The sequence below is a fragment of the Streptomyces sp. NPDC003035 genome (genome assembly GCF_042888285.1).
Classification (GTDB): domain Bacteria; phylum Actinomycetota; class Actinomycetes; order Streptomycetales; family Streptomycetaceae; genus Streptomyces.
In genome coordinates this window covers 255,423-276,984 of the sequence record NZ_JBIAPJ010000002.1, presented here as the reverse complement: position 1 = coordinate 276,984, position 21,562 = coordinate 255,423, and the positions used below count along the sequence as shown (strand labels likewise).

Genomic DNA, 21,562 nt, shown 5'->3' with positions numbered 1-21,562 from the left:
CCGCCCGCCCCGAGCGGCCGACTGCAGTGCTCGTCTACCTCATCCGGCGGCTTTTCAACGTCGTCGCAACGCTGCTGGTGGTCTCCGCGGTCACCTTCGGCATCTTCTTCGCGGTGCCGAAAATAACCGGCAGCGACCCGGCGCTCATGTACGCGGGCCGCGAGACCAACGAAACCGCTCTTGCGGGCATCCGCGTGAAGATGGGCTTCGACAAGTCCATCCCCGAGCAGTACGGACTGTTCCTCAAGGGCATAGTCGCCGGCCGCGACTACAACCAGGGCACGGAGGTGACGCACTGCCCCGCGCCGTGCTTCGGCTACTCCTTCAAGGCGGAGCAGCCGGTGTGGGAGCTCCTGCTCGACCGCATCCCGGTCACGCTCTCCCTCGCCAGTGGCGCGGTGATCCTCTGGGTGATCGGTGGTGTCCTGACGGGCGTGATCTCGGCCTTGCGCAGAGGCACGATCTGGGACAGGGCGACGATGGTGACGGCTCTGGCCGGCGTCTCGCTGCCCATCTACTTCACCGGAATGCTGGCGGGCGCGGTCTTCGTCTACTCACTGGGGTGGCTGGACGAGAGCAACTACAAACCCCTGGCGGAGGATCCGGGGGAGTGGCTCAACAGCATGATCCTCCCCTGGGTGACGCTGGCGTTCCTCTTCGCCGCCACATATGCCCGCATCACGCGCGCCACCATGCTGGAGGTCCTCGGTGAGGACTACATCCGCACGGCCCGCGCGAAGGGGCTCAAGGAGAACGTGGTCATCGGCAAGCACGCCCTGCGTTCGACGCTGACCCCGGTCATCACCCTCGTCGGTCTCGACCTCGGCGCCCTCATGGGCGGCGCCGTGCTCACCGAGACGACCTTCAACTTCCAGGGCCTCGGCACCGCCGCGGTCGGCGCCATCGGCGCCGGTGACCTGCCCGTCATCATGGGCGTCACCCTCATCGCGGCCTTCTTCGTCGTCATGGCGAACCTGATCGTGGACATCATGTACTCCGTCGTCGACCCGCGCGTGAGGCTGACGTGACCGAGACCCCGCTGAACAACGACAGCCTTGCGGGCGCCACCACCGGTCCGGTCGGCGTCCCCGTCCAGGCCGGCCCGCCGAGCGACGCGTACCTCTCGGTGCGCGACCTCAAGGTCCACTTCCCGACCGACGACGGCCTGGTCAAGTCCGTCGACGGGCTCTCCTTCGACCTGGCCCGCGGCAAGACCCTCGGCATCGTGGGCGAGTCCGGCTCCGGCAAGTCGGTCAGCTCGCTCGCCATCATGGGCCTGCACCGCACCGGCCACAGCCGCAACCGCCCCGTGATCGAGGGTGAGATCTGGCTCGACGGCGAGGAGCTGATCGGCGCGGACGCCGACGACGTACGGCGCCTGCGCGGCCGGAAGATGGCGATGGTCTTCCAGGACCCGCTGTCCGCGATGCACCCGTACTACACGGTCGGCAAGCAGATCGTGGAGGCGTACCGCACCCACAACAGCGTCGACAAGAAGGCCGCCCGCAGGCGCGCGGTCGAGATGCTCGACCGGGTCGGCATCCCTGAGCCCGACAAGCGCTTCGACGCCTACCCGCACGAGTTCTCGGGCGGTATGCGCCAGCGCGCGATGATCGCGATGTCGCTGGTCAACAACCCCGAACTGCTGATCGCGGACGAGCCGACCACCGCGCTCGACGTGACCGTGCAGGCGCAGATCCTGGACCTGATCCGGGACCTGCAGAAGGAGTTCGGCTCCGCCGTCATCATGATCACGCACGACCTCGGCGTCGTCGCCGAGCTCGCCGACGACATCCTCGTGATGTACGGCGGGCGGTGCATCGAGCGCGGTCCGGCCGAGGCGGTCTTCTACGAGCCGCAGCACCCCTACACCTGGGGCCTGCTGGGCTCGATGCCGCGGATCGACCGGGAGCAGACCGACCGGCTCATCCCGGTCAAGGGCTCGCCGCCCAGCCTCATCAACATCCCGAGCGGCTGCGCGTTCCACCCGCGCTGCCCGTACGCGGACGTGCCCAAGGGCGGCATCACGCGCACCGAGCGCCCCGAGCTGCGGCTCGCGCCGAGCGGTGAGGCCCCCGGCCGTCACTACTCCGCCTGCCACATGTCGGCGGAGGAGCGGACCCGGATCTGGACCGAAGAGATTGCGCCGAAGCTGTGAGCGACAACATGGAACCTCTGCTCAAGGTCAGCGGCCTGGTGAAGCACTTCCCGATCAAGAAGGGTCTGCTGCAGCGCCAGGTCGGAGCGGTCAAGGCGGTCGACGGCATCGACTTCGAGGTGCTGCCGGGCGAGACCCTCGGTGTCGTCGGCGAGTCCGGCTGCGGCAAGTCGACGATGGGCCGGCTGATCACCCGGCTCCTCGAACCGACGGGCGGAACCATCGAGTTCGAGGGCGTGGACGTCTCCCACCTGGGTGTGGCGAAGATGCGTCCGCTGCGCCGCGACATCCAGATGATCTTCCAGGACCCGTACGGCTCGCTGAACCCGCGCCACACGGTCGGCTCGATCATCTCCGCGCCGTTCAAGCTCCAGGGCGTGGAGCCCGAGGGCGGCGTCAAGAAGGAGGTCCAGCGCCTGCTGGGCCTGGTCGGCCTGAACCCGGAGCACTACAACCGCTACCCGCACGAGTTCTCCGGCGGTCAGCGCCAGCGCATCGGCATCGCGCGGGCGCTCGCCCTGAAGCCGAAGCTGGTCGTGGCCGACGAGCCGGTCTCCGCGCTGGACGTCTCCATCCAGGCGCAGGTGGTGAACCTCCTGGACGACCTCCAGGAGGAGCTGGGCCTCACGTACGTGATCATCGCCCATGACCTGTCGGTCATCCGGCACGTCTCGGACCGGATCGCGGTGATGTACCTCGGCAAGATCGTGGAGCTGGCGGACCGCACGTCCCTGTACCAGTCGCCGATGCACCCGTACACGAAGGCCCTGATGTCGGCGGTCCCGGTGCCGGACCCGCGGCGCCGGGGCGCGAAGAGCGAGCGGATCCTGCTGCAGGGTGACGTCCCCTCGCCGATCTCGCCGCCGTCGGGCTGCCGCTTCCACACCCGCTGCTGGAAGGCGACGGACGTCTGCAAGACGCAGGAGCCCCCGCTCCTGGAACTCCGCCCGGGCCAGCGGGTGGCCTGCCACCACCCGGAGAACGCGGAGGGGCTGACGGTGCCGTCGGCGCGGGAGTCGGTGGAGGTGTCCATCACGAAGCGGGACGCTCCGGAGTCCCTCTCCGAGAAAACCCCCGAGGCCCCCGAGGGCGACACGCCCAAGGCGTAGCACCCGCATAGGCGAGGCCCCCGCTGCCACACGGCACGGGGGCCTCGCGCTGCGCACGCGCCCCCGGGGCGTCCCGCCCGACCTGCGGCGCGCGGGGTGCCGCCTTCGTGGGTGCGTGCGGCGCGGCGCGCGGGGTGCCGCCTTCGTGGGGTTACGGTTCGGCGCGTGCGGCCCGCGGCGCGCGGGGTGCCGGCTCGTGGGGTTACGGTTCGGCGCGCCCGGCCCGGGCCGCGGCCCCCGGGAACGCGACGGTTCGCCTCGCCCGGCCCGCGGCGCGCGGGGTGCCGGCTCGTGGGGTTACGGTTCGGCGCGCCCGGCCCGGGCCGCGGCCCCCGGGAACGCGACGGTTCGCCGCGCCCGGCCTGCGGCGCGAAGCTGCCGCGTGACCGGGGGTTCGGCGTAGAGCTCCCCGTACGGCACGGGGGTCTCGCGCTCCGCGCGTGAGCCCGGGGGCTGCGCCCGCACGCACTACGGCCCGCCCCGCCCGGCCCGTGGCGCGAAGCCGCCGCGCGCCCCCGGTCCCGTCAGGGTTTCGGGGAGGGGCGGGGTGGGGTGGGGGAGTCCCCTCGCCCACAGCGCGACGCCCCCGCCCCCGCGAGGACCCGGCACAATTGGGCGGTGCTCCACGACCTGTTCAGCCCCTCCGTACAACACGCCCTCGATCTCGTCGGCATCTTCGTCTTCGCCATCTCCGGCGCCCTCCTCGCCGTGCGCAAGAACTTCGACGTCTTCGGCATCGCCGTCCTCGCCGAGGTCACCGCCCTCGGCGGCGGCCTCCTCCGCGACCTGATCATCGGCGCCGTACCCCCCGCCGCCTTCACCGATCTCGGCTACTTCCTCATGCCGCTCGTCGCCACGGTCCTCGTCTTCTTCCTCCACCCCCAGGTGGAGCGCACCCAGACCGCCGTCAACGTCTTCGACGCCGCCGGCCTCGGCCTCTTCTGCGTCACGGGCACCACCAAGGCGTACGACTACGGCCTCGGCCTCACCTCCTCCGCCGCGCTCGGGCTCGCGACCGCCGTCGGCGGCGGTGTCCTGCGCGACGTCCTCGCCAACGAGGTGCCCTCCCTCCTCCGCTGGGACCGGGACCTCTACGCCGTGCCCGCGATGGTGGGCGCCGCGATGGTCGCGCTCTGCATCCGCTTCGACATCCTCAACGCGTACACCAGCGGCGCCGCCGTCGTGACGGCCTTCGTGCTCCGCCTCCTCGCGATGCGTTACCACTGGCGCGCGCCGCGCGCCTGGAACCGGCGCTCGTCCGCGCAGGAGGAGCCCGAAAAAGCTACCGCTTAGTATTTACCTGCGGTACGGTCGTTCCCATGAGCACGAGCATCGAGACGACCGCGGGGACGAGCGAGTTCGACCGCGACACCGCCGTCACCCTCCGCGCCCCCGGTGTCTACGACGCCGAACTCTCCGCGGGCTGGACGATCATCAACGCCGTCAACGGCGGCTATCTCCTCGCCCTGCTCGGGCGTGCCCTGGGGGACCACCTCCCGCACCCGGACCCGTTCACGATCTCGGCGCACTACCTCACGCCCTCCGTGCCCGGTCCCGCCGTGATCCGCACCGAGACGGTCCGCACCGGCCGCACGCTCTCCACCGGCCAGGCCTCCCTCTTCCAGTACGCCGAGGACGGCACCGAGGTCGAGCGCATCCGGGTCCTCGCCTCGTACGGAGACCTCGACGCGCTCCCCGACGACGTCCGCACCTCCGCCACACCCCCGGCCATCGCCCCCATCGATCACTGCTTCGGCGCTTCCGACGGCCCCGCGCCCCCGATCCCCGGGTCCAACGCCATCACCGAGCGGCTCGCCCTCAAGCTCGACCCGGCCACCGTCGGCTGGGCGATCGGCGCGCCCTCGGGACGGGGCGAGATGCGCGGCTGGTTCGGCCTCGCCGACGGCCGTGATCCCGACGCGCTCTCCCTGCTCCTCACCGTCGACGCGCTGCCGCCGACCTCCTTCGAGCTGGGACTGAAGGGCTGGACCCCGACCGTCGAGCTCACCACCCACATCCGTTGCCGCCCGGCCCCCGGCCCGTTGCGCGTCTCCATCACCACCCGTAACCTCGCCGGCGGCTTCCTGGAGGAGGACGCCGAGGTCTGGGACAGCGCGGACCGGCTCGTCGCCCAGTCCCGCCAGCTGGCCCGCGCCCCGCGCGGCTGACACGACGCGGCTGACCCCGCGCCCAGGGCCGATACCGCGCGGTTACGGTGGACCCCCGCGGCTACCGTGAGCCGGTGAAGTCCGACCGGCTCCTCTCCCTCCTCCTGCTCCTCCAGACCCGGGGCCTGGTCCCCGCCACGGAGCTCGCCGAGCGCCTCGAAGTCTCCGTACGCACCATCTACCGGGACGTCGAGGCGCTCTCCGCGTCCGGCGTGCCCGTGTACGCCGAGCGCGGCCGCCACGGCGGCATCACCCTCCTGCCCGGCTTCCGTACGGACGTCACGGGGCTGACGGCCGACGAGTCCCGCGCCCTGTTCGTCCTCGCCGCCCAGGGCGCCCACGCGGCCCTCGGCCTCGACCGGGCCCTCGGCTCCGCCCTGCGCAAGGTGATGGCCGCCCTCCCCGCACCCCACCGGCCCGCCGCCGAACTGACCAGCCGCCGCATCCTCGTCGACCCGGACCGCTGGATGCGCACCCCCCTTCCGGCCGTGGACCTGGACGTCCTCAACCGGGCCGTCTTCGCCGACCGGCGCCTGCGGCTGCGGTACCGGAGCAGCGGGGCACCGGCCCCGAAGACGTACACGGTCGACCCGTACGGGCTCGTCGTGAAGGCGGGCGTCTGGTACCTGGTCGCCGACCATCGGGGCGAGCCGCGGCTCTTCCGCGCCGACCGGGTCCACCGGGCCGAACTCCTCGACGACCCGGTCCGGCGCCGGGCGGGCGTCGAACTGGCCGAGGTGTGGGAGCGCCTGCGCCGCCGCGTCGAAGAGCGCCCCGCCGGCATCCTGGTGCGCGCCCGCGTCCACCGCGACCGCTACGACCGCTTCCTGCGCCTGCACGGCGACCGCCTGACCGCCGCGCCCGAGCGGGGGGAGGAGGAGTGGACCGAGGTCGAACTGGCCCTCGGCGAACCGGGCGAGGCCCGCCCCCTCCTGGCCCTCGGCGGCAGCATCGAGGTCCTGGAACCGGAGGAGGTGCGGACGTTGCTGGCGCAGGCGGCAGCGGAGGTCGTCGCCCTGTATCGAGGCACAACCTCCGGCCTCGGTGCGCGTACCGGTCCGCCCACCCCGGGGGCGTGAACCGGCCACCCCCCTACGCCCTCGTAGAATCAGAACACCATGGCTTACCTCGACCACGCCGCGACCACGCCCATGCTCCCCGAGGCGATCGAGGCGCTGACCGCCCAGCTCGCCGTCACCGGCAACGCCTCCTCGCTCCACGCGGCCGGGCGGTACGCCCGGCGGACCGTCGAGGAGGCGCGCGAGACCCTCGCCGCCGCCCTGGGCGCCCGGCCCAGCGAGGTCGTCTTCACCTCCGGTGGCACCGAGGCCGACAACCTCGCCGTCAAGGGCCTGTACTGGGCCCGCCGCGACGCCGACCCCGCCCGCACCCGCGTCCTGGCCAGCCCCGTCGAGCACCACGCCGTGCTCGACGCCGTGGACTGGCTCGCCACGCACGAGGGCGCCGCCGTCGAGTACCTGCCCGTCGACCGGTACGGCCGCGTGCACCCCGACGCCCTGCGCGAGGCGATCGCGCGCGAGCCGGAGACCGTCGCGCTCGCCACCGTCATGTGGGCGAACAACGAGATCGGCACGATCATGCCGGTACGCGAACTCGCCGACGCCGCCCGCGAGTTCGACATCCCCCTGCACGCCGACGCGGTCCAGGCGTTCGGCCAGATCCCGGTCGACTTCGCCGCCTCCGGCCTCGCCGCTCTCACCGTCTCCGGTCACAAGATCGGCGGCCCCTACGGCATCGGAGCGCTGCTCCTGGGCCGTGAGTACAGCCCCGTACCCGTGCTGCACGGCGGCGGACAGGAGCGCCACGTCCGCTCCGGCACCCTGGACGTCCCCGCCATCGCCGCGTTCGCCGTCGCCGGGCGGCTCGCCGCCGAGCGGCGCGAGGAGTTCGCCCGGGAGATCGGCGCCCTGCGCGACGACCTCGTCGCCGCCGTCCGTACCGCCGTCCCCGACGCCGTCCTCGGCGGCGACCCGGTCGGCCGGCTCCCCGCCAACGCCCACTTCACCTTCCCCGGCTGCGAGGGCGACTCCCTGCTCCTGCTGCTCGACGCCCAGGGCATCGAGTGCTCCACCGGCTCCGCCTGCACCGCAGGCGTCGCCCAGCCCAGCCACGTGCTGCTCGCCACCGGCACCGACCCGGACCTCGCCCGGGGCACCCTGCGCTTCACCCTGGGCCACACCTCCACGGAGGAGGACGTGGCGGCGGTCGCCGGCGCCATCGGCCCGGCCGTCGAGCGGGCGCGGACCGCGGGCCTCATGTGACCTTCCGCGAAGCCTCCCGTACGAGCGTCATGTAGCCGTCCCAGTTCCAGTGCGGCCCGGGGTCCGTGTGGTCGGTCCCGGGCACCTCGACGTGCCCGATGATGTGCTTCCGGTCGACGGGGATGCCGTACCGGGCGCATATCCCGGCGGTCAGCCGCGCCGAGGAGGCGTACATCGCCGGGGTGAAGTCCTGCGGCCGGTCGACGAAGCCCTCGTGCTCGATCCCCACGCTCCGCTCGTTCATGTCCCGGTTCCCGGCGTGGAAGGCCACGTCGAGCTCCCGGATCATCTGCGCGACCTGCCCGTCCTTTCGGACGACGTAGTGGGTGGCGGCGCCGTGCCGGGGGTTCCTGAAGACCTTCAGCGCGGTCGCGTAGCTGCCCTGGACGACATGGATCACCACCCGGTCGATGGTGAAGTCCTCGGGCCGGTCCGCCCGCCGCCAGTTCGCCCGGGACGCGGCGGTCCAGGCGGCACCCTTGTGGTCGAGCTCGCCCTCGACCCTCGCCTTCTCCGTGCCGGGCAGCCGCCACCAGGCGCGCGCCAGCTCGTCGCGGGCCAGCGCCGCCGTACCCAGCACGGCGACGCCGCCGCCCAGCAGGACGGCTCGCCGTCCCACCCCCCGCTTCTTCTCGGTCCCCATGTCAGCGAGAACGCTCACGCACACGACCACGGTTCCCGAGGCCCGTACCCTGGTAGGGCTATGACTCAGACTTCCGAGCCCCGCAGCTCTCACCCCCGCCGCCTCCGGGTGCTTGCCGCCATGTCGGGCGGCGTGGACTCCGCCGTCGCCGCCGCCCGCGCCGCCGAGGCCGGACACGACGTCACCGGCGTGCATCTGGCGCTCTCCGCGAACCCGCAGTCCTTCCGCACCGGCGCGCGCGGCTGCTGCACCATCGAGGACTCCCGCGACGCCCGCCGGGCGGCGGACGTCATCGGCATCCCCTTCTACGTCTGGGACCTCGCCGAGCGCTTCCGCGAGGACGTCGTCGACGACTTCGTCGCGGAGTACGAGGCGGGCCGCACGCCCAACCCGTGCCTGCGCTGCAACGAGAAGATCAAGTTCGCGGCGCTGCTCGACAAGGCGCTCGCGCTCGGCTTCGACGCCGTCTGCACCGGGCACTACGCCACGGTCGTGCTGAAGGAGGACGGCACGCGCGAGCTGCACCGCGCCTCCGACATGGCCAAGGACCAGTCGTACGTGCTCGGTGTCCTGGACGAGAAGCAGCTGGCCCACGCGATGTTCCCGCTGGGCGACACCCTCACCACCAAGGACGAGATCCGGGCGGAGGCGGAGCGGCGCGGGCTCGCGGTGGCGAAGAAGCCCGACAGCCACGACATCTGCTTCATCGCCGACGGCGACACCCAGGGCTTCCTGGCCTCCCGGCTCGGCCGGGCGGAGGGCGACATCGTCGACGAGTCCGGTACGAAGGTGGGCACCCACGAGGGGGCGTTCGGCTTCACCATCGGCCAGCGCAAGGGCCTGCGGATCGGCCACCCGGCACCGGACGGCAAGCCACGCTACGTCCTCGACATCTCACCCGTGAACAACACGGTCACGGTGGGCCCGGCCGAGGCGCTCGACGTCACCGGCCTCACGGCGATCAAGCCCCGCTGGTGCGGCACGGCCCCGGAGGGCTCCGGCCGCTACACCGCCCAGCTGCGCGCCCACGGCGGCGAGACGGAGGTGACGGCCTCGCTGGAGGACGGCGAACTGAAGGTCTCCTTCGACGCCCCGGTCCGCGGCGTCGCGCCCGGCCAGGCGATCGTGCTGTACGACGGCACGCGCGTGGTGGGCTCGGCGACGATCGCGACGACGACCCGGCGCGCGGCGACGGCGACGGTCTGACGACGAGCACGCGGCGCAGACGAGCGTCTGGCAACGGCGCACGGCGGCGGGCGGTCCGGCAACGGCGCGTGGCGCCGGGCGTCCGGCGGTACGGCGTACGGCGGCAGGCGGTCTCGCAGCGACGCGTGACCACGGCGCGCGCGACGGTACGGCGAACGCAGGGGGCGGTCCGACAATGGCGCACGGCGGCGGGCGGTCCGGCAGCGGCGCGTGACGCAGGTGCGCGGCAGTACGGCGCGCGGCGGCGGCGGTCTGACGACGGGCGCGCGGCGGGTCGGCGTACGGCCCTGGTGGCGCCCGGCCGTGACGAGGTCGCGGTCGATGGGCCGCCCGGCGGCCTTGGGCGGCCGGGCCCGCGCGCGGCGGCGGGCGCCTTGCGCTTCGGCCGAGAACGCCCGGCTCACTCCTCCTCGTAGAACTCCTCAAGCACCGGCGCGAGCACGTGCGGCGCCACCATGTGGGTCTGGCCCGTCAGCGTGCGGTGTCGGCCGCGGGGGAGGGCCGTCGACACACCCCGGGCCGCGCGGCGCATCCAGGCGGGGCTCGAACCGCCGTCGACCACCAGTACGCACGCGTGGATCCGCCCCAGGCGCTCGGTCGGCACCCCGCCGTCGCCCAGGACCGCGTGGTCGTACGCCAAGGTGTGCGCCACCGCCTCCAGCCGTGGCCACATCTCCGAGCGCCGCATCCCGGCCAGCGCCTCCGGCGCCATCGCGTCCGCCAGGAACAACTCCAGGGCCGCCGCCCGCCGCCCCCGGTCAAGCAGCCCCGTCAGCCGGCGCCGGTGGTCCCCGAACGTCTCACGGCCTCCGGCCTCGGCCGAGAACGGCGGCTCGTAGACCGACAGCCGGTCGATCGGCAGCCCGGCGGCCGCCGCGGCGAGCGCCAGCGCCCCGCCCGAGGACGTGCCGTGCACCGCCACAGGGCCGCCCACCTCGTCGATCAGCGCCGCCAGATCGTCGATCTCCCGCTCCACGGTGTACGGCCCGGTGTCACCGCTCCCGCCGCGCCCGCGCCGGTCGTAGGTCACGACCGAGAAGCGCGGCGCGAGCAGCTCGGCCAGCGGCCGCTCCGTCTCGCCGGTGCACAGCGCCCCGCCCACCAGGATCACCGGCGCCCCCTCCCCGCGCCGCTCGTACGCGATCGGCGTCCCGTCCCCCGACGTGACCCGCCCCCGGGACCTGCTCAGCGTGCCGTTCATCTCGTCCATGCCAGTGATGACCGAGGGCGCTCCCGGAACTCATCGGCGCGCGACGGGAATTCCCGAAGAAATCTCGAAAGCCGAGGTCATGGATACGGTGGGCCCATGAACATCTGCGTCTTCCTCTCCGCCGCCGATCTCGACGAGCGCTACACCGGCCCCGCCCGCGAGTTCGCCGAACGCCTCGGCAAGGCCGGCCACACCCTCGTCTGGGGCGGCTCCGACGTCGGTCTGATGAAGGTCGTCGCCGACGGCGTGCAGGAGGCGGGAGGTCGGCTCGTCGGCGTCTCCGTCGACTTCCTCGCCGCCAAGGCCCGGCCGGACGCCGACGAGATGGTCTTCGCCAAGGACCTCGCCGAGAGGAAGGCGCTGCTCCTCGCCAAGTCCGACGCGATCGTGATCATGGTCGGCGGCACCGGCACGCTCGACGAGGCCACCGACGTCCTGGAGCTGAGGAAGCACGGCAGGCACACCAAGCCGGTGGTCCTGCTGAACACGGCCGGGTTCTACGACGGTCTGAAGACCCAGTTCCACCGCATGGAGGCCGAGGGCTTCCTCCCCCTGCCGCTGACGGACCTCGTCTTCTTCGCCGACGACGCCGTGTCCGCGCTCGCCTACCTGGAAGAGTCGGCCGGCGCGCGGTGATGCGAGCATGGTGTCCATGCCTACACATGTGATCACCGGGGCGGGTTCCGGCATCGGCGCGGCCGTCGCGCGCCGTCTCCACGCGCGCGGGGACGAACTCGTGCTCCACGCGCGCGACGCGGGCCGGGCCAAGGAGCTCGCCGCCGAGTTCCCCGGCTCCAGGACCCTCGTCGGAGACCTCGACGACCCCGACCGGCTCTCCTGGGCGTTCTCGCACCAGAGCCTCCCCGAGCGGGTCGACACCCTCCTGCACATCGCGGGCGTGGTCGACCTCGGGCCGGTCGGCGAGCTCACCCCGAAGACCTGGCGCCACCAGCTGAACGTCAACCTCGTCTCCCCCGCCGAGCTGACCCGGCACCTCCTGCCCCAGCTGCGGGTCTCCCAGGGCCACGTGGTGTTCGTCAACTCCGGCGCCGGGCTCAACGCCCACGCCGAGTGGGGCGCCTACGCCGCCTCCAAGCACGGCCTGAAGGCGCTCGCCGACTCCCTGCGCCACGAGGAGCACGGCAACGGGGTGCGGGTCACCTCGGTCTACCCGGGCCGGACCGCGAGCCCGATGCAGGCGAAGGTGCACGCGCAGGAGGGCAAGGAGTACGACCCCTCCCGCTGGATCGACCCCGAGTCGGTCGCGACGACGATCATCACGGCCATCGACCTGCCGCGCGACGCCGAGATCAACGACCTGACGGTCCGTCCGGGGCGTTAGCACCGTCGCCACCCGCGAAACCCCGGAGCGAACGGGACGTACGCTTCCGGGGTGACTGACAAGAACCTGTGGGGCCCCGCCACCGGCGTCGGGTCCATGCCCGGCGGGGACGCCCGGGAGGCGGCCAGGACCGTCGCCGGCTCCTTCGAGGACTTCCCCTTCCTGGCGGAGCTCCCGGCCCGTGGCCCCGGCGCCGACATGATCGGGCGGACCATCGGGATGCTCGTCGAGATGTACGCGCACGTGGAGCCGAGCGGATGGCGGGTCAGCGACCGGCCCGGCCGGGACACCCGGCGCGCCCGCTCCTGGCTCGGCGAGGACCTCGACGCCCTGGAGGAGTTCACCCAGGGTTACGAGGGCGCGCTCAAGGTCCAGGCCGTCGGGCCCTGGACGCTCGCCGCCGCCCTGGAACTGCGCGGCGGTGAGGCGGCGCTCGGCGACCTCGGCGCCTGCCGGGACCTCGCGGGCTCCCTCGCCGAGGGGCTCCGCGCGCATCTCGCCGAGCTCCGCAGGCGGGTCCCCGGCGCCCGGCTCGTGCTCCAGCTCGACGAGCCCTCGCTGACGGCCGTGCTGCGCGGTCACGTCCGTACCGCCAGCGGCTACCGCACGTACCGCGCCGTCGACCGCCAGGTCGTCGAGACGGCCCTGCGCGAGGTGATCGCGGTCCACGACGGCCCGGTCGTCGTGCACTCCTGCGCTCCTGACGTCCCGTTCGGACTGCTGCGCCGGGCGGGCGCCGAGGGGGTCTCGTTCGACTTCGGGCTGCTCACCGAACGTGACGAGGAGACGATCGGCGAGGCCGTGGAGTCCGGCACGAAGCTCTTCGCGGGCGTGGTGCCCTCGACCGACGCCCCATTGTCGGACCCGGGCGGTAGCGTCATGGGTGTCAGGACGCTGTGGCGCAGGCTGGGGCTGAATCCGGGGACTCTCGCCGAGTCCGTCGTGCTCACCCCGACATGCGGTCTCGCGGGAGCTTCACCGGCATATGCCAGGGCGGCTCTCGCGCACTGCGCCAAGGCGGCGAGATCGCTCGCGGACAACCCTGAGTGACGGGTCCGATGCAACGGGAGGACGGATAACGGTGGCAGTCGAACAGGGGGCCCTGCCCGCCGAGGCACGGGAGAAGCACGCCGAGCTGGCCGAGCAGGTGGAGGAGCACCGCTTCCGGTACTACGTGAAGGACCAGCCGGTCATCAGCGATGCCGAGTTCGACCGGCTCCTGCGCGCCCTGGAGGCGCTGGAGGAGGAGCATCCCGAGCTGCGCACGCCGGACTCGCCGACCCAGAAGGTCGCGGGTCAGTACGAGACCGAGTTCACCTCCGTCGAGCACCGCGAGCGGATGCTCTCCCTCGACAACGCCTTCGACGACCTGGAACTGGCCGCCTGGGCCGAGCGGGTCGCCCGTGACGTGGGCACGCCCGACCACCACTTCCTCTGCGAGCTCAAGGTCGACGGCCTCGCCGTGAACCTCACGTACGAGCACGGCAGGCTGACCCGGGCCGCCACTCGTGGCGACGGACGCGCGGGTGAGGACATCACGCCCAACGTGCGGACGATCGCGGACATCCCGGACCGGCTGCGCGGGGACCGCATCCCGGACCTCGTCGAGATCCGCGGTGAGGTCTACTTCCCGATGGAGGCCTTCGAGGGCCTCAACGCCCGCCTGGTCGAGGCGGGTGACAAGCCCTTCGCCAATCCGCGCAACGCGGCGGCCGGTTCGCTCCGTCAGAAGGACCCCAAGGTCACCGCCACCCGTCCGCTGCACATGGTCGTGCACGGCATCGGCGCCCGTGAGGGTTTCGACATCTCCCGGCTCTCCGAGGCGTACGAGCTGCTGCGCGAGTGGGGCCTGCCGACCGCCCAGCACAACAAGGTGGTCGGTTCGCTCGACGAGGTACGGGAGTTCATCGCGTACTTCGGCGAGCACCGGCACTCCGTGGAGCACGAGATCGACGGCGTCGTCGTCAAGCTGAACGAGATCCCGCTCCAGGGCCGGCTCGGCTCCACCGCGCGCGCCCCGCGCTGGGCGATCGCCTGGAAGTACGCGCCGGAGGAGGTCAACACCAAGCTCGTCGACATCAAGGTCGGCGTCGGCCGGACCGGCCGCGTCACTCCGTACGCGCAGGTGGAGCCGGTCACGGTCGCGGGCTCCGAGGTCGAGTTCGCCACCCTCCACAACCAGGAGGTGGTGAAGGCCAAGGGCGTGCTGATCGGGGACACGGTCGTGCTGCGCAAGGCCGGTGACGTCATCCCGGAGATCCTTGGGCCGGTCGTCGACCTGCGGGACGGCACCGAGCGGGAGTTCGTGATGCCCGCCGAGTGCCCTGAGTGCGGGACGCCGCTGCGGGCCATGAAGGAGGGCGACATCGATCTGCGCTGCCCCAACGCGCGGACCTGCCCCGCCCAGCTGCGTGAACGTCTCTTCTATCTCGCCGGGCGCGCGTGCCTGGACATCGAGAACTTCGGCTCGGTGGCCGCCGCGGCGCTGACCCGCCCGCTGGAGCCGGCCGAGCCGCCGCTGGTCGACGAGGGCGATCTCTTCGACCTCACCATCGAGCAGCTGCTGCCCATCAAGGCGTACGTCCTGGACCCGGACAGCGGTCTTCCCAAGCGGGACCCGAAGACGGGGGAGGAGAAGGTCGTCACGGTCTTCGCCAACCAGAAGGGCGAGCCGAAGAAGAACGCCCTGGCGATGCTGGCGAACATCGAGGCGGCCAAGGCCCGGCCACTGGACCGGTTTATCAACGGTCTGTCGATCCGCCATGTGGGGCCGGTCGCCGCGCAGGCGCTGGCCCGCGAGTTCCGGTCCCTGGAGCGGATCGAGCAGGCATCCGAGGAGGAGCTGGCGGCCGTCGACGGGGTCGGCGGGATCATCGCGGCCGCGGTGAAGGACTGGTTCTCCGAGGAGTGGCACCGCGAGATCGTGCGCAAGTGGCGCGCGGCCGGCATCCGGTTCGAGGACGAGGGCGCCGGTGAGGAGCGGGGACCGCGTCCGCTGGAGGGGCTGACCGTCGTCGTGACCGGCACCCTGCAGAACTTCACCAGGGATGGCGCAAAAGAGTCGCTCCAGAACCTCGGAGCGAAGGTGACCGGTTCCGTTTCGAAGAAGACCGACTTCGTGGTCGTCGGCGACAACCCAGGTTCCAAGTACGACAAGGCGATGCAGCTGAAGGTTCCGGTTCTGGACGAGGAGGGCTTCGCGGTGCTGCTCGCAGAGGGTCCCGACGCCGCTCGGGAGGCGGCTGTGCCGGCCGAGGGATAGCCGCGGAACGTCACCCGTTCGGCGCATACCAGATCGTTACGGGTGGCCGGGCCGCATTCGGGCAAGACATGGAGAGCGCTGCCCGTCGGAGTCCTCCGCGGCCTAGTGTTGTGACCGTGCGTCTGTCGTGCACGGCCGTGTGAGGGCTCTGCCGGTCGTGCAGGCATGACAACGCCCATCGCGTGACAACGGCACCGCCGGCTGTGAGAGGGACGGAATGAAACCGACCGAGAGTGCCGCCCCGGTCTCACGGCCGCTCGGCCGGGCGGCCTTCGTGGGCATCACCTCCGGGCTGCCCGGAGCCGTGGTGGGCGTCGCCGCCGTCGTGCTCGCCACCGGGCTCTACCGGGCGCTGACCAGCGGCCACGGCCTCTTCCCGGGCGGCACCGCGGGCTGGTCCCTCGCCGTCCTCACCGGCTTCATCGTCGGACACCTGGTCGCCCTCGGCCGCGACCGCTGGTGGGGCGGCACCGGCTCCGGCGCCGCCCTCACCCTCGCGGTCCTGCTCCTGTACGGCTGGGTCCCCGCCGGCCTCGTCTCCATGGCCGTCGTCGTCCTGGTCGGCGCGGCCCGCCGCCACCGCTGGCGCCAGGGGCTGCTGCACGGCGCCGTGGACGTCCTCGGCATCGGCGCGGCCGCCCTGGTCCTCGCCGCGTTCGGAGACGTACCCACCGTCGAGACCCCCTGGCGACCCCTCGACTGGGGGATCGCCGACGTACCGGAAGTGGCGCTCGCCGCGGGCGCCTATCTCGTGGTGACCCGGCTGCTCCTGTGGTACGCCCTCTCGCCCCAGGGCGGCGGCCTGCCGACCGTCGCCCGCACGGCCCTGATCCGGCAGGGACTCGTCGCCGTCGCGCTGCTCGGCATCGCCCCGCTGATCTGCGTCGTCGCCGTCTCCCAGCCGGTGCTGCTGCCGCTCTTCGCCGTCCCGCTCATCGCCCTCGACTCCACCCTCTGGATCGCCCGCGCCCGCGCCGAGGAGCAGCTCAAGGACCCGCTCACCGGGCTGCCGAACCGCCAGTGGCTCCTGGAGCGGGCCTGGACCGCCCTGGAGCAGGCCGAGGGGGAGGGCGCACGCTCCGCCCTCGTCCTGATCGACCTCGACCGTTTCCGATCGGTCAACGACACCCTGGGGCACCTCGCCGGCGACCGGCTGCTGCTCCAGATCGCCGAGCGGCTCAAGCTGGCCCTGCCGCGCGGAGCGGAGGCCGCGCGGCTCGGCGGCGACGAGTTCGCCGTCCTGCTCCCGACGGCCGACTCCACCACCAGCGCCCAGCGGGTCGCCCGCCACCTCGTCGCCGCACTCTCCTCGCCGCTCGACCTCGACGGGCTCACCCTCGTCCTGGAGGCGAGCGCCGGCGTCGCCGTCTTCCCCGACCACGCGCTCGACGCCGAGGGGCTGCTGCGCCGGGCCGACGTCGCGATGTACCAGGCGAAGCGGGACCGTACGGGCGTGGAGGTGTACGAGTCGAAGCGCGACTCCAACACCCCCGACCGGCTCGGCCTCCTCGGCGACCTGCGCCGCGCCCTGGACGCCGGCGAGGTGGAGCTCCACTACCAGCCCAAGGTCCGCTTCGACGGGCAGGTCGCCGGCCTGGAGGCTCTGGTGCGCTGGGTGCACCCGGAGCGCGGCCGGGTCCCCCCGGACGAGTTCATCGCGATCGCCGAGTCCTCGGGCCTGATGCCGCACCTCACCGAATACGTCCTCGAGACCGCGCTCGCGCAGGTCGCCCGGTGGCGCGCGCAGGGCTTGAACGTTCCTGTGGCGGTCAACGTGTCGCCCCGGGACGTCCACACCCCCGGCTTCGCCGGTGCGGTCGCCGCCCGCCTCGCCCGTCACGGGGTGCCGGCCGGCGCGCTCCAGCTGGAGATAACGGAACACGTGCTCCTGGAGGACCCCCAGCGGGCCGCCGACACCATGGCCGGCCTGACCGGCCACGGCGTCAAGATGTCCCTGGACGACTTCGGTACCGGCTACTCCTCCCTGGTGCACCTGCGGCGCCTCCCGGTGAGCGAGCTGAAGATCGACCGCTCCTTCGTGGCCCGGCTCGCCGTCGACGCGGAGGACGCCGAGATCGTCCGCTGCACCCTCGACCTCGCCCACTCGCTCGGCCTGCTCGTGGTCGCGGAGGGCGTCGAGGACGACGAGACCTGGGAGCGCCTGCGCGACCTGGGCTGCGACGCGGTCCAGGGCTGGCTGGTCGCCGCCGCGATGCCGCCCGGTGAGACCACGGCCTGGCTCCTCGCCCGCGGCGAGCACGGCTGGCGCCGCCCGGCGGACCTGGCGGCCGAGCTGCGCAGGGACCAGGCCGCGCTGCACACGAACCAGGTCGCCGCGCCGCACACGAACCAGGCGGCCGCACTGCACACGAACCAGGTCGCGCTGGACACGAACCACGTCGCGATGCATCCGACCCAGGTCCCGCTGGACACGAACCAGGCCGAGCTGAACCCGGACCAGGTGGTGCAGTGAGGGACCGGGAGGCCCGGGGCGAGCCCGCCCCGGGCGCCCCGAGGCAAACCGTTTCACGGGTAGCGGTGCGAGCCCCATAGGATTGGGCCAACACCATCAAACCCACCCCGTGAGGAACGCATGCCTGGCATCACGCGCGAGGAGGTCGCTCACCTCGCACGGCTGGCGCGTCTGGAGCTGAAGGCCGAAGAGCTCGATCACTTCGCCGAACAGCTCGACGACATCATCGGCGCGGTCGCCCGCGTCTCCGAGGTCGCCGACCAAGACGTACCGCCGACCTCCCACCCGCTGCCGCTGACCAACGTCATGCGCGCGGACGAGGTCCGTCCGTCGCTCACCCCCGAGCAGGCGCTCTCCGGCGCCCCGGCCCAGGAGCAGCAGCGTTTCAAGGTGCCGCAGATCCTGGGGGAGGACTAATCACCATGACGGACAGCACCATCATCAAGCTCACGGCCGCCGAGATCGCCGGAAAGATCGCCGCCGGCGAGCTCACCGCGGTCGAGGTGACCGAGGCCCACCTCGCCCGTATCGAGGCCGTCGACGAGAAGGTCCACGCCTTCCTGCACGTCGACCGCGAGGGCGCCCTCGCCCAGGCCCGCGCCGTGGACGAGAAGCACGCCAAGGGCGAGAAGCTCGGCCCCCTGGCCGGCGTCCCCCTCGCGCTGAAGGACATCTTCACCACCCTCGGCGTCCCGACGACCGTCGGTTCGAAGATCCTCGAAGGCTGGATCCCGCCGTACGACGCGACCGTGGTCAAGAAGCTCAAGGCCGCCGACGTCGTCATCCTCGGCAAGACCAACATGGACGAGTTCGCCATGGGGTCCTCCACCGAGAACAGCGCCTACGGCCCCACCGGCAACCCCTGGGACCTCACCCGGATCCCCGGCGGCTCCGGCGGTGGCTCCTCCGCCGCCCTCGCCTCGTACGAGGCCCCGCTCGCCATCGGCACGGACACCGGCGGCTCGATCCGCCAGCCCGCCGCCGTCACCGGCACCGTCGGCGTCAAGCCGACCTACGGCGCGGTCTCCCGCTACGGCATGGTGGCGTTCTCCTCCTCCCTCGACCAGGGCGGCCCCTGCGCCCGTACGGTCCTGGACGCGGCGCTGCTCCACGAGGCCATCGCCGGGCACGACCCGCTGGACTCGACCTCCATCGACGCCCCGGTCCCGCCGGTCGTCGAGGCCGCCCGCAACGGCTCCGTCGCCGGCATGCGCGTCGGTGTCGTCAAGCAGTTCCGCGGCGAGGGCTACCAGGCCGGTGTCGTCCAGCGCTTCGACGAGTCCGTCGAGCTGCTGAAGTCGCTGGGCGCCGAGATCGTCGAGCTGGACTGCCCGACCTTCGACCTCGCCCTCTCGGCGTACTACCTCATCGCGCCGTCCGAGTGCTCCTCGAACCTGGCCCGCTTCGACGCCATGCGCTACGGCCTGCGGGTCGGCGACGACGGCACCAAGTCGGCCGAGGACGTCACCGCCCTCACCCGTGAGGCCGGCTTCGGCCCCGAGGTCAAGCGCCGCATCATCCTGGGCACGTACGCGCTGAGCTCCGGCTACTACGACGCCTGGTTCGGCTCGGCCCAGAAGGTCCGCACCCTCATCACCCGCGAGTTCGAGACGGCCTTCGAGCAGGTGGATGTGATCGTCTCCCCGACGACCCCCACCACCGCCTTCCCGATCGGCGAGCGCGCCGACGACCCGATGGCGATGTACCTCGCGGACCTGTGCACCATCCCGACCAACCTGGCGGGCAACGCCGCCATGTCGCTGCCCTGCGGTCTCGCGCCGGAGGACGGCCTGCCGGTCGGACTGCAGATCATCGCCCCCGCCCTGAAGGACGACCGGCTGTACAAGGTCGGCGCCGCCGTCGAGGCCGCCTTCGTGGAAAAGTGGGGACACCCGCTCCTTGAGGAGGCACCGTCGCTGTGAGCCCCATGCCCATCAAGGCCAAGGGATTCAAGAATTCCAAGGCCGGTACATACCTGTCGATCGGCACCACCGCCTTCGGCGCGATCAGCGTCGTCAAGCAGGCCCGTATGGCCCGCAGGGACAATGACACGCTCCGTCTCGTCGATGCCGCTGTCTCCGCCGCCGCCATCGTCACCGGCCTCGCTCTGCTCTACCGCGAGCTGAAGAAGCTCGGCGACGACGACGTCCTGCTGGGCTGAGAGGGAAAGTCTCACCGTGACCGTCACTGAACTGCTGTCGTACGACGCGGCTCTCGCTGCGTACGACCCCGTCATGGGCCTGGAGGTCCATGTCGAACTCGGTACGAAGACCAAGATGTTCTGCGGCTGTTCGACCGAGCTGGGCGCCGAGCCCAACTCGCAGACCTGCCCCACCTGTCTCGGTCTGCCCGGCTCGCTCCCGGTCGTCAACGCGATCGGCGTCGAGTCGGCCGTGAAGATCGGTCTCGCGCTGAACTGCGAGATCGCCGAGTGGTGCCGTTTCGCCCGGAAGAACTACTTCTATCCGGACATGCCGAAGAACTTCCAGACCTCGCAGTACGACGAGCCGATCGCCTTCAACGGCTATCTGGACGTCCAGCTGGAGGACGGCGAGATCTTCCGCGTGGAGATCGAGCGCGCCCACATGGAGGAGGACACCGGCAAGTCGACGCACATCGGCGGTGCCACGGGCCGTATCCACGGCGCCTCGCACTCGCTGCTCGACTACAACCGTGCCGGTATCCCGCTCATCGAGATCGTCACCAAGCCCATCGAGGGCGCGGGCGAGCGGGCCCCCGAGGTCGCCAAGGCGTACGTCGCCGAGCTGCGCGAGCTGATCCGCGCGCTGGGCGTCTCCGAGGCGCGGATGGACAAGGGCCAGATGCGCTGCGACGTGAACCTGTCGCTGCGCCCGCACGGCACGTCCGTGTTCGGCACCCGCTCGGAGACGAAGAACGTCAACTCGCTCCGTTCGGTGGAGCGGGCGGCGCGCTTCGAGATCCAGCGCCACGCGGCCGTGCTCACCGCCGGCGGCACGATCGTGCAGGAGACCCGTCACTTCCACGAGGACGACGGCTCCACCACCTCCGGCCGGATCAAGGACAACGCCGAGGACTACCGGTACTTCCCGGAGCCCGACCTCGTCCCCGTGGCCCCCGCCCGTGAGTGGGTCGAGGAGCTGCGTGCCGGCCTGCCCGAGCTGCCGCGCGTGCGCCGCAACCGGCTCCGCGAGGAGTGGGGCGTGTCCGAGCACGACATGCAGTCGATCCTCAACGCGGGCGCGGTCGACCTGATCGTCGCGACCACGGACGAGGGTGCTCCGGCGGACCAGGCCCGCAAGTGGTGGATGGGCGAACTGGCCCGCTCCGCCAACGAGTCGGGCGTCACCCTGGACGAGCTCGCCATCACCCCGGCCCAGGTGGCCCGGGTCTCGGCGCTCGTCGCCTCCGGCGACCTGAACGACAAGCTGGCCCGCCAGGTCATCGAGGGCGTCCTCGCCGGCGAGGGCGGCCCGGACGAGGTCGTCGAGAAGCGCGGCCTGAAGGTCGTCTCCGACGAGGGTGCGCTCGGCACGGCCGTCGACGAGGCCATCGCGGGCAACGCGGCCATCGCCGACAAGATCCGCGGCGGCAAGGTCGCGGCGGTCGGCGCCCTGGTCGGCGCGGTCATGAAGGCCACCCGCGGCCAGGCGGACGCGGCGCGTGTGAAGGAACTCATCCTGGAGCGCCTGGGCGTCTCCGAGGGCTGATCCTCTGGATCGTGTGCGTG

Annotated in this window: 19 protein-coding genes; 17 read left to right on the top strand and 2 right to left on the bottom strand. The window is 72.2% G+C overall.

Annotated elements, in window-relative coordinates; all coding sequences use genetic code 11:
• Positions 1–26 precede the first annotated feature (26 nt).
• The 7 genes from ACFYV5_RS07475 (at position 27) to ACFYV5_RS07445 (ending at position 7,717) form a co-directional block, all read left to right on the top strand.
• The gene (locus ACFYV5_RS07475) at positions 27–1,028 is read left to right on the top strand and encodes an ABC transporter permease (RefSeq protein WP_355107607.1); all 1,002 of its coding nucleotides are present in this window, start codon (positions 27–29) and stop codon (positions 1,026–1,028) included.
• A 98-nt stretch (positions 1,029–1,126) separates the two neighbouring features.
• Positions 1,127–2,158: an ABC transporter ATP-binding protein gene (locus ACFYV5_RS07470; RefSeq protein ID WP_389166360.1), complete on the top strand. Its 1,032-nt coding sequence runs from the start codon at positions 1,127–1,129 to the stop codon at positions 2,156–2,158.
• Between the two features lie 8 nt (positions 2,159–2,166).
• Positions 2,167–3,267, top strand: coding sequence for an ABC transporter ATP-binding protein (locus tag ACFYV5_RS07465; RefSeq protein WP_389165523.1), 1,101 nt, complete (start codon positions 2,167–2,169; stop codon positions 3,265–3,267).
• A 618-nt stretch (positions 3,268–3,885) separates the two neighbouring features.
• Positions 3,886–4,560, top strand: a complete 675-nt coding sequence (locus ACFYV5_RS07460; protein WP_355107603.1) for a trimeric intracellular cation channel family protein — start codon at positions 3,886–3,888, stop codon at positions 4,558–4,560.
• A gap of 26 nt (positions 4,561–4,586) precedes the next feature.
• Positions 4,587–5,435 carry a thioesterase family protein gene (locus tag ACFYV5_RS07455; protein ID WP_389165520.1) on the top strand — a complete coding sequence of 283 codons (849 nt, stop codon included), beginning with the start codon at positions 4,587–4,589 and terminating at the stop codon, positions 5,433–5,435.
• Between the two features lie 74 nt (positions 5,436–5,509).
• The gene (locus ACFYV5_RS07450) at positions 5,510–6,514 is read left to right on the top strand and encodes a helix-turn-helix transcriptional regulator (protein WP_389165518.1); all 1,005 of its coding nucleotides are present in this window, start codon (positions 5,510–5,512) and stop codon (positions 6,512–6,514) included.
• 39 nt (positions 6,515–6,553) lie between these two features.
• Positions 6,554–7,717 (top strand): cysteine desulfurase family protein, encoded by a 1,164-nt coding sequence (locus ACFYV5_RS07445; protein WP_389165515.1) that lies wholly within the window; start codon positions 6,554–6,556, stop codon positions 7,715–7,717.
• Here ACFYV5_RS07445 and ACFYV5_RS07440 read toward each other — a convergent pair.
• Entirely contained in the window at positions 7,710–8,360 is a 651-nt protein-coding gene (locus ACFYV5_RS07440; RefSeq protein ID WP_389166357.1) for an N-acetylmuramoyl-L-alanine amidase, read from the bottom strand. The genes ACFYV5_RS07445 and ACFYV5_RS07440 overlap by 8 nt on opposite strands.
• Before the next feature lie 60 nt (positions 8,361–8,420).
• Between ACFYV5_RS07440 and mnmA the strand changes: the two genes are divergently transcribed.
• Complete coding sequence (mnmA, locus tag ACFYV5_RS07435; RefSeq protein ID WP_389165513.1) at positions 8,421–9,566, top strand: tRNA 2-thiouridine(34) synthase MnmA; 1,146 nt, start codon at positions 8,421–8,423, stop codon at positions 9,564–9,566.
• 400 nt (positions 9,567–9,966) lie between these two features.
• On the opposite strand, the gene ACFYV5_RS07430 is transcribed toward mnmA, so the two are convergent.
• On the bottom strand, positions 9,967–10,776 hold the full coding sequence (locus ACFYV5_RS07430; protein WP_389165510.1) for an alpha/beta fold hydrolase: 810 nt from the start codon (positions 10,774–10,776) through the stop codon (positions 9,967–9,969).
• Between the two features lie 96 nt (positions 10,777–10,872).
• Between ACFYV5_RS07430 and ACFYV5_RS07425 the strand changes: the two genes are divergently transcribed.
• From ACFYV5_RS07425 to gatB, 9 genes are all read left to right on the top strand, one after another.
• Complete coding sequence (locus ACFYV5_RS07425) at positions 10,873–11,412, top strand: TIGR00730 family Rossman fold protein (protein ID WP_355107591.1); 540 nt, start codon at positions 10,873–10,875, stop codon at positions 11,410–11,412.
• 7 nt (positions 11,413–11,419) lie between these two features.
• Complete coding sequence (locus ACFYV5_RS07420) at positions 11,420–12,118, top strand: SDR family oxidoreductase (RefSeq protein WP_389165506.1); 699 nt, start codon at positions 11,420–11,422, stop codon at positions 12,116–12,118.
• 96 nt (positions 12,119–12,214) lie between these two features.
• Complete coding sequence (locus tag ACFYV5_RS07415; RefSeq protein WP_389166355.1) at positions 12,215–13,168, top strand: methionine synthase; 954 nt, start codon at positions 12,215–12,217, stop codon at positions 13,166–13,168.
• A gap of 31 nt (positions 13,169–13,199) precedes the next feature.
• A complete protein-coding gene (ligA, locus tag ACFYV5_RS07410) occupies positions 13,200–15,380 on the top strand; it encodes an NAD-dependent DNA ligase LigA (RefSeq protein ID WP_355107585.1) in 2,181 nt (726 codons plus the stop codon).
• 217 nt (positions 15,381–15,597) lie between these two features.
• The gene (locus tag ACFYV5_RS07405; RefSeq protein ID WP_389165503.1) at positions 15,598–17,853 is read left to right on the top strand and encodes a putative bifunctional diguanylate cyclase/phosphodiesterase; all 2,256 of its coding nucleotides are present in this window, start codon (positions 15,598–15,600) and stop codon (positions 17,851–17,853) included.
• Between the two features lie 120 nt (positions 17,854–17,973).
• On the top strand, positions 17,974–18,270 hold the full coding sequence (gene gatC / locus ACFYV5_RS07400; RefSeq protein ID WP_355107581.1) for an Asp-tRNA(Asn)/Glu-tRNA(Gln) amidotransferase subunit GatC: 297 nt from the start codon (positions 17,974–17,976) through the stop codon (positions 18,268–18,270).
• Between the two features lie 5 nt (positions 18,271–18,275).
• Positions 18,276–19,775 (top strand): Asp-tRNA(Asn)/Glu-tRNA(Gln) amidotransferase subunit GatA, encoded by a 1,500-nt coding sequence (gatA, locus tag ACFYV5_RS07395; RefSeq protein WP_389165500.1) that lies wholly within the window; start codon positions 18,276–18,278, stop codon positions 19,773–19,775.
• Between the two features lie 5 nt (positions 19,776–19,780).
• Entirely contained in the window at positions 19,781–20,014 is a 234-nt protein-coding gene (locus ACFYV5_RS07390) for a hypothetical protein (protein ID WP_355108337.1), read from the top strand.
• A gap of 16 nt (positions 20,015–20,030) precedes the next feature.
• Positions 20,031–21,542: an Asp-tRNA(Asn)/Glu-tRNA(Gln) amidotransferase subunit GatB gene (gatB, locus tag ACFYV5_RS07385; protein ID WP_355107579.1), complete on the top strand. Its 1,512-nt coding sequence runs from the start codon at positions 20,031–20,033 to the stop codon at positions 21,540–21,542.
• Positions 21,543–21,562 lie beyond the last annotated feature (20 nt).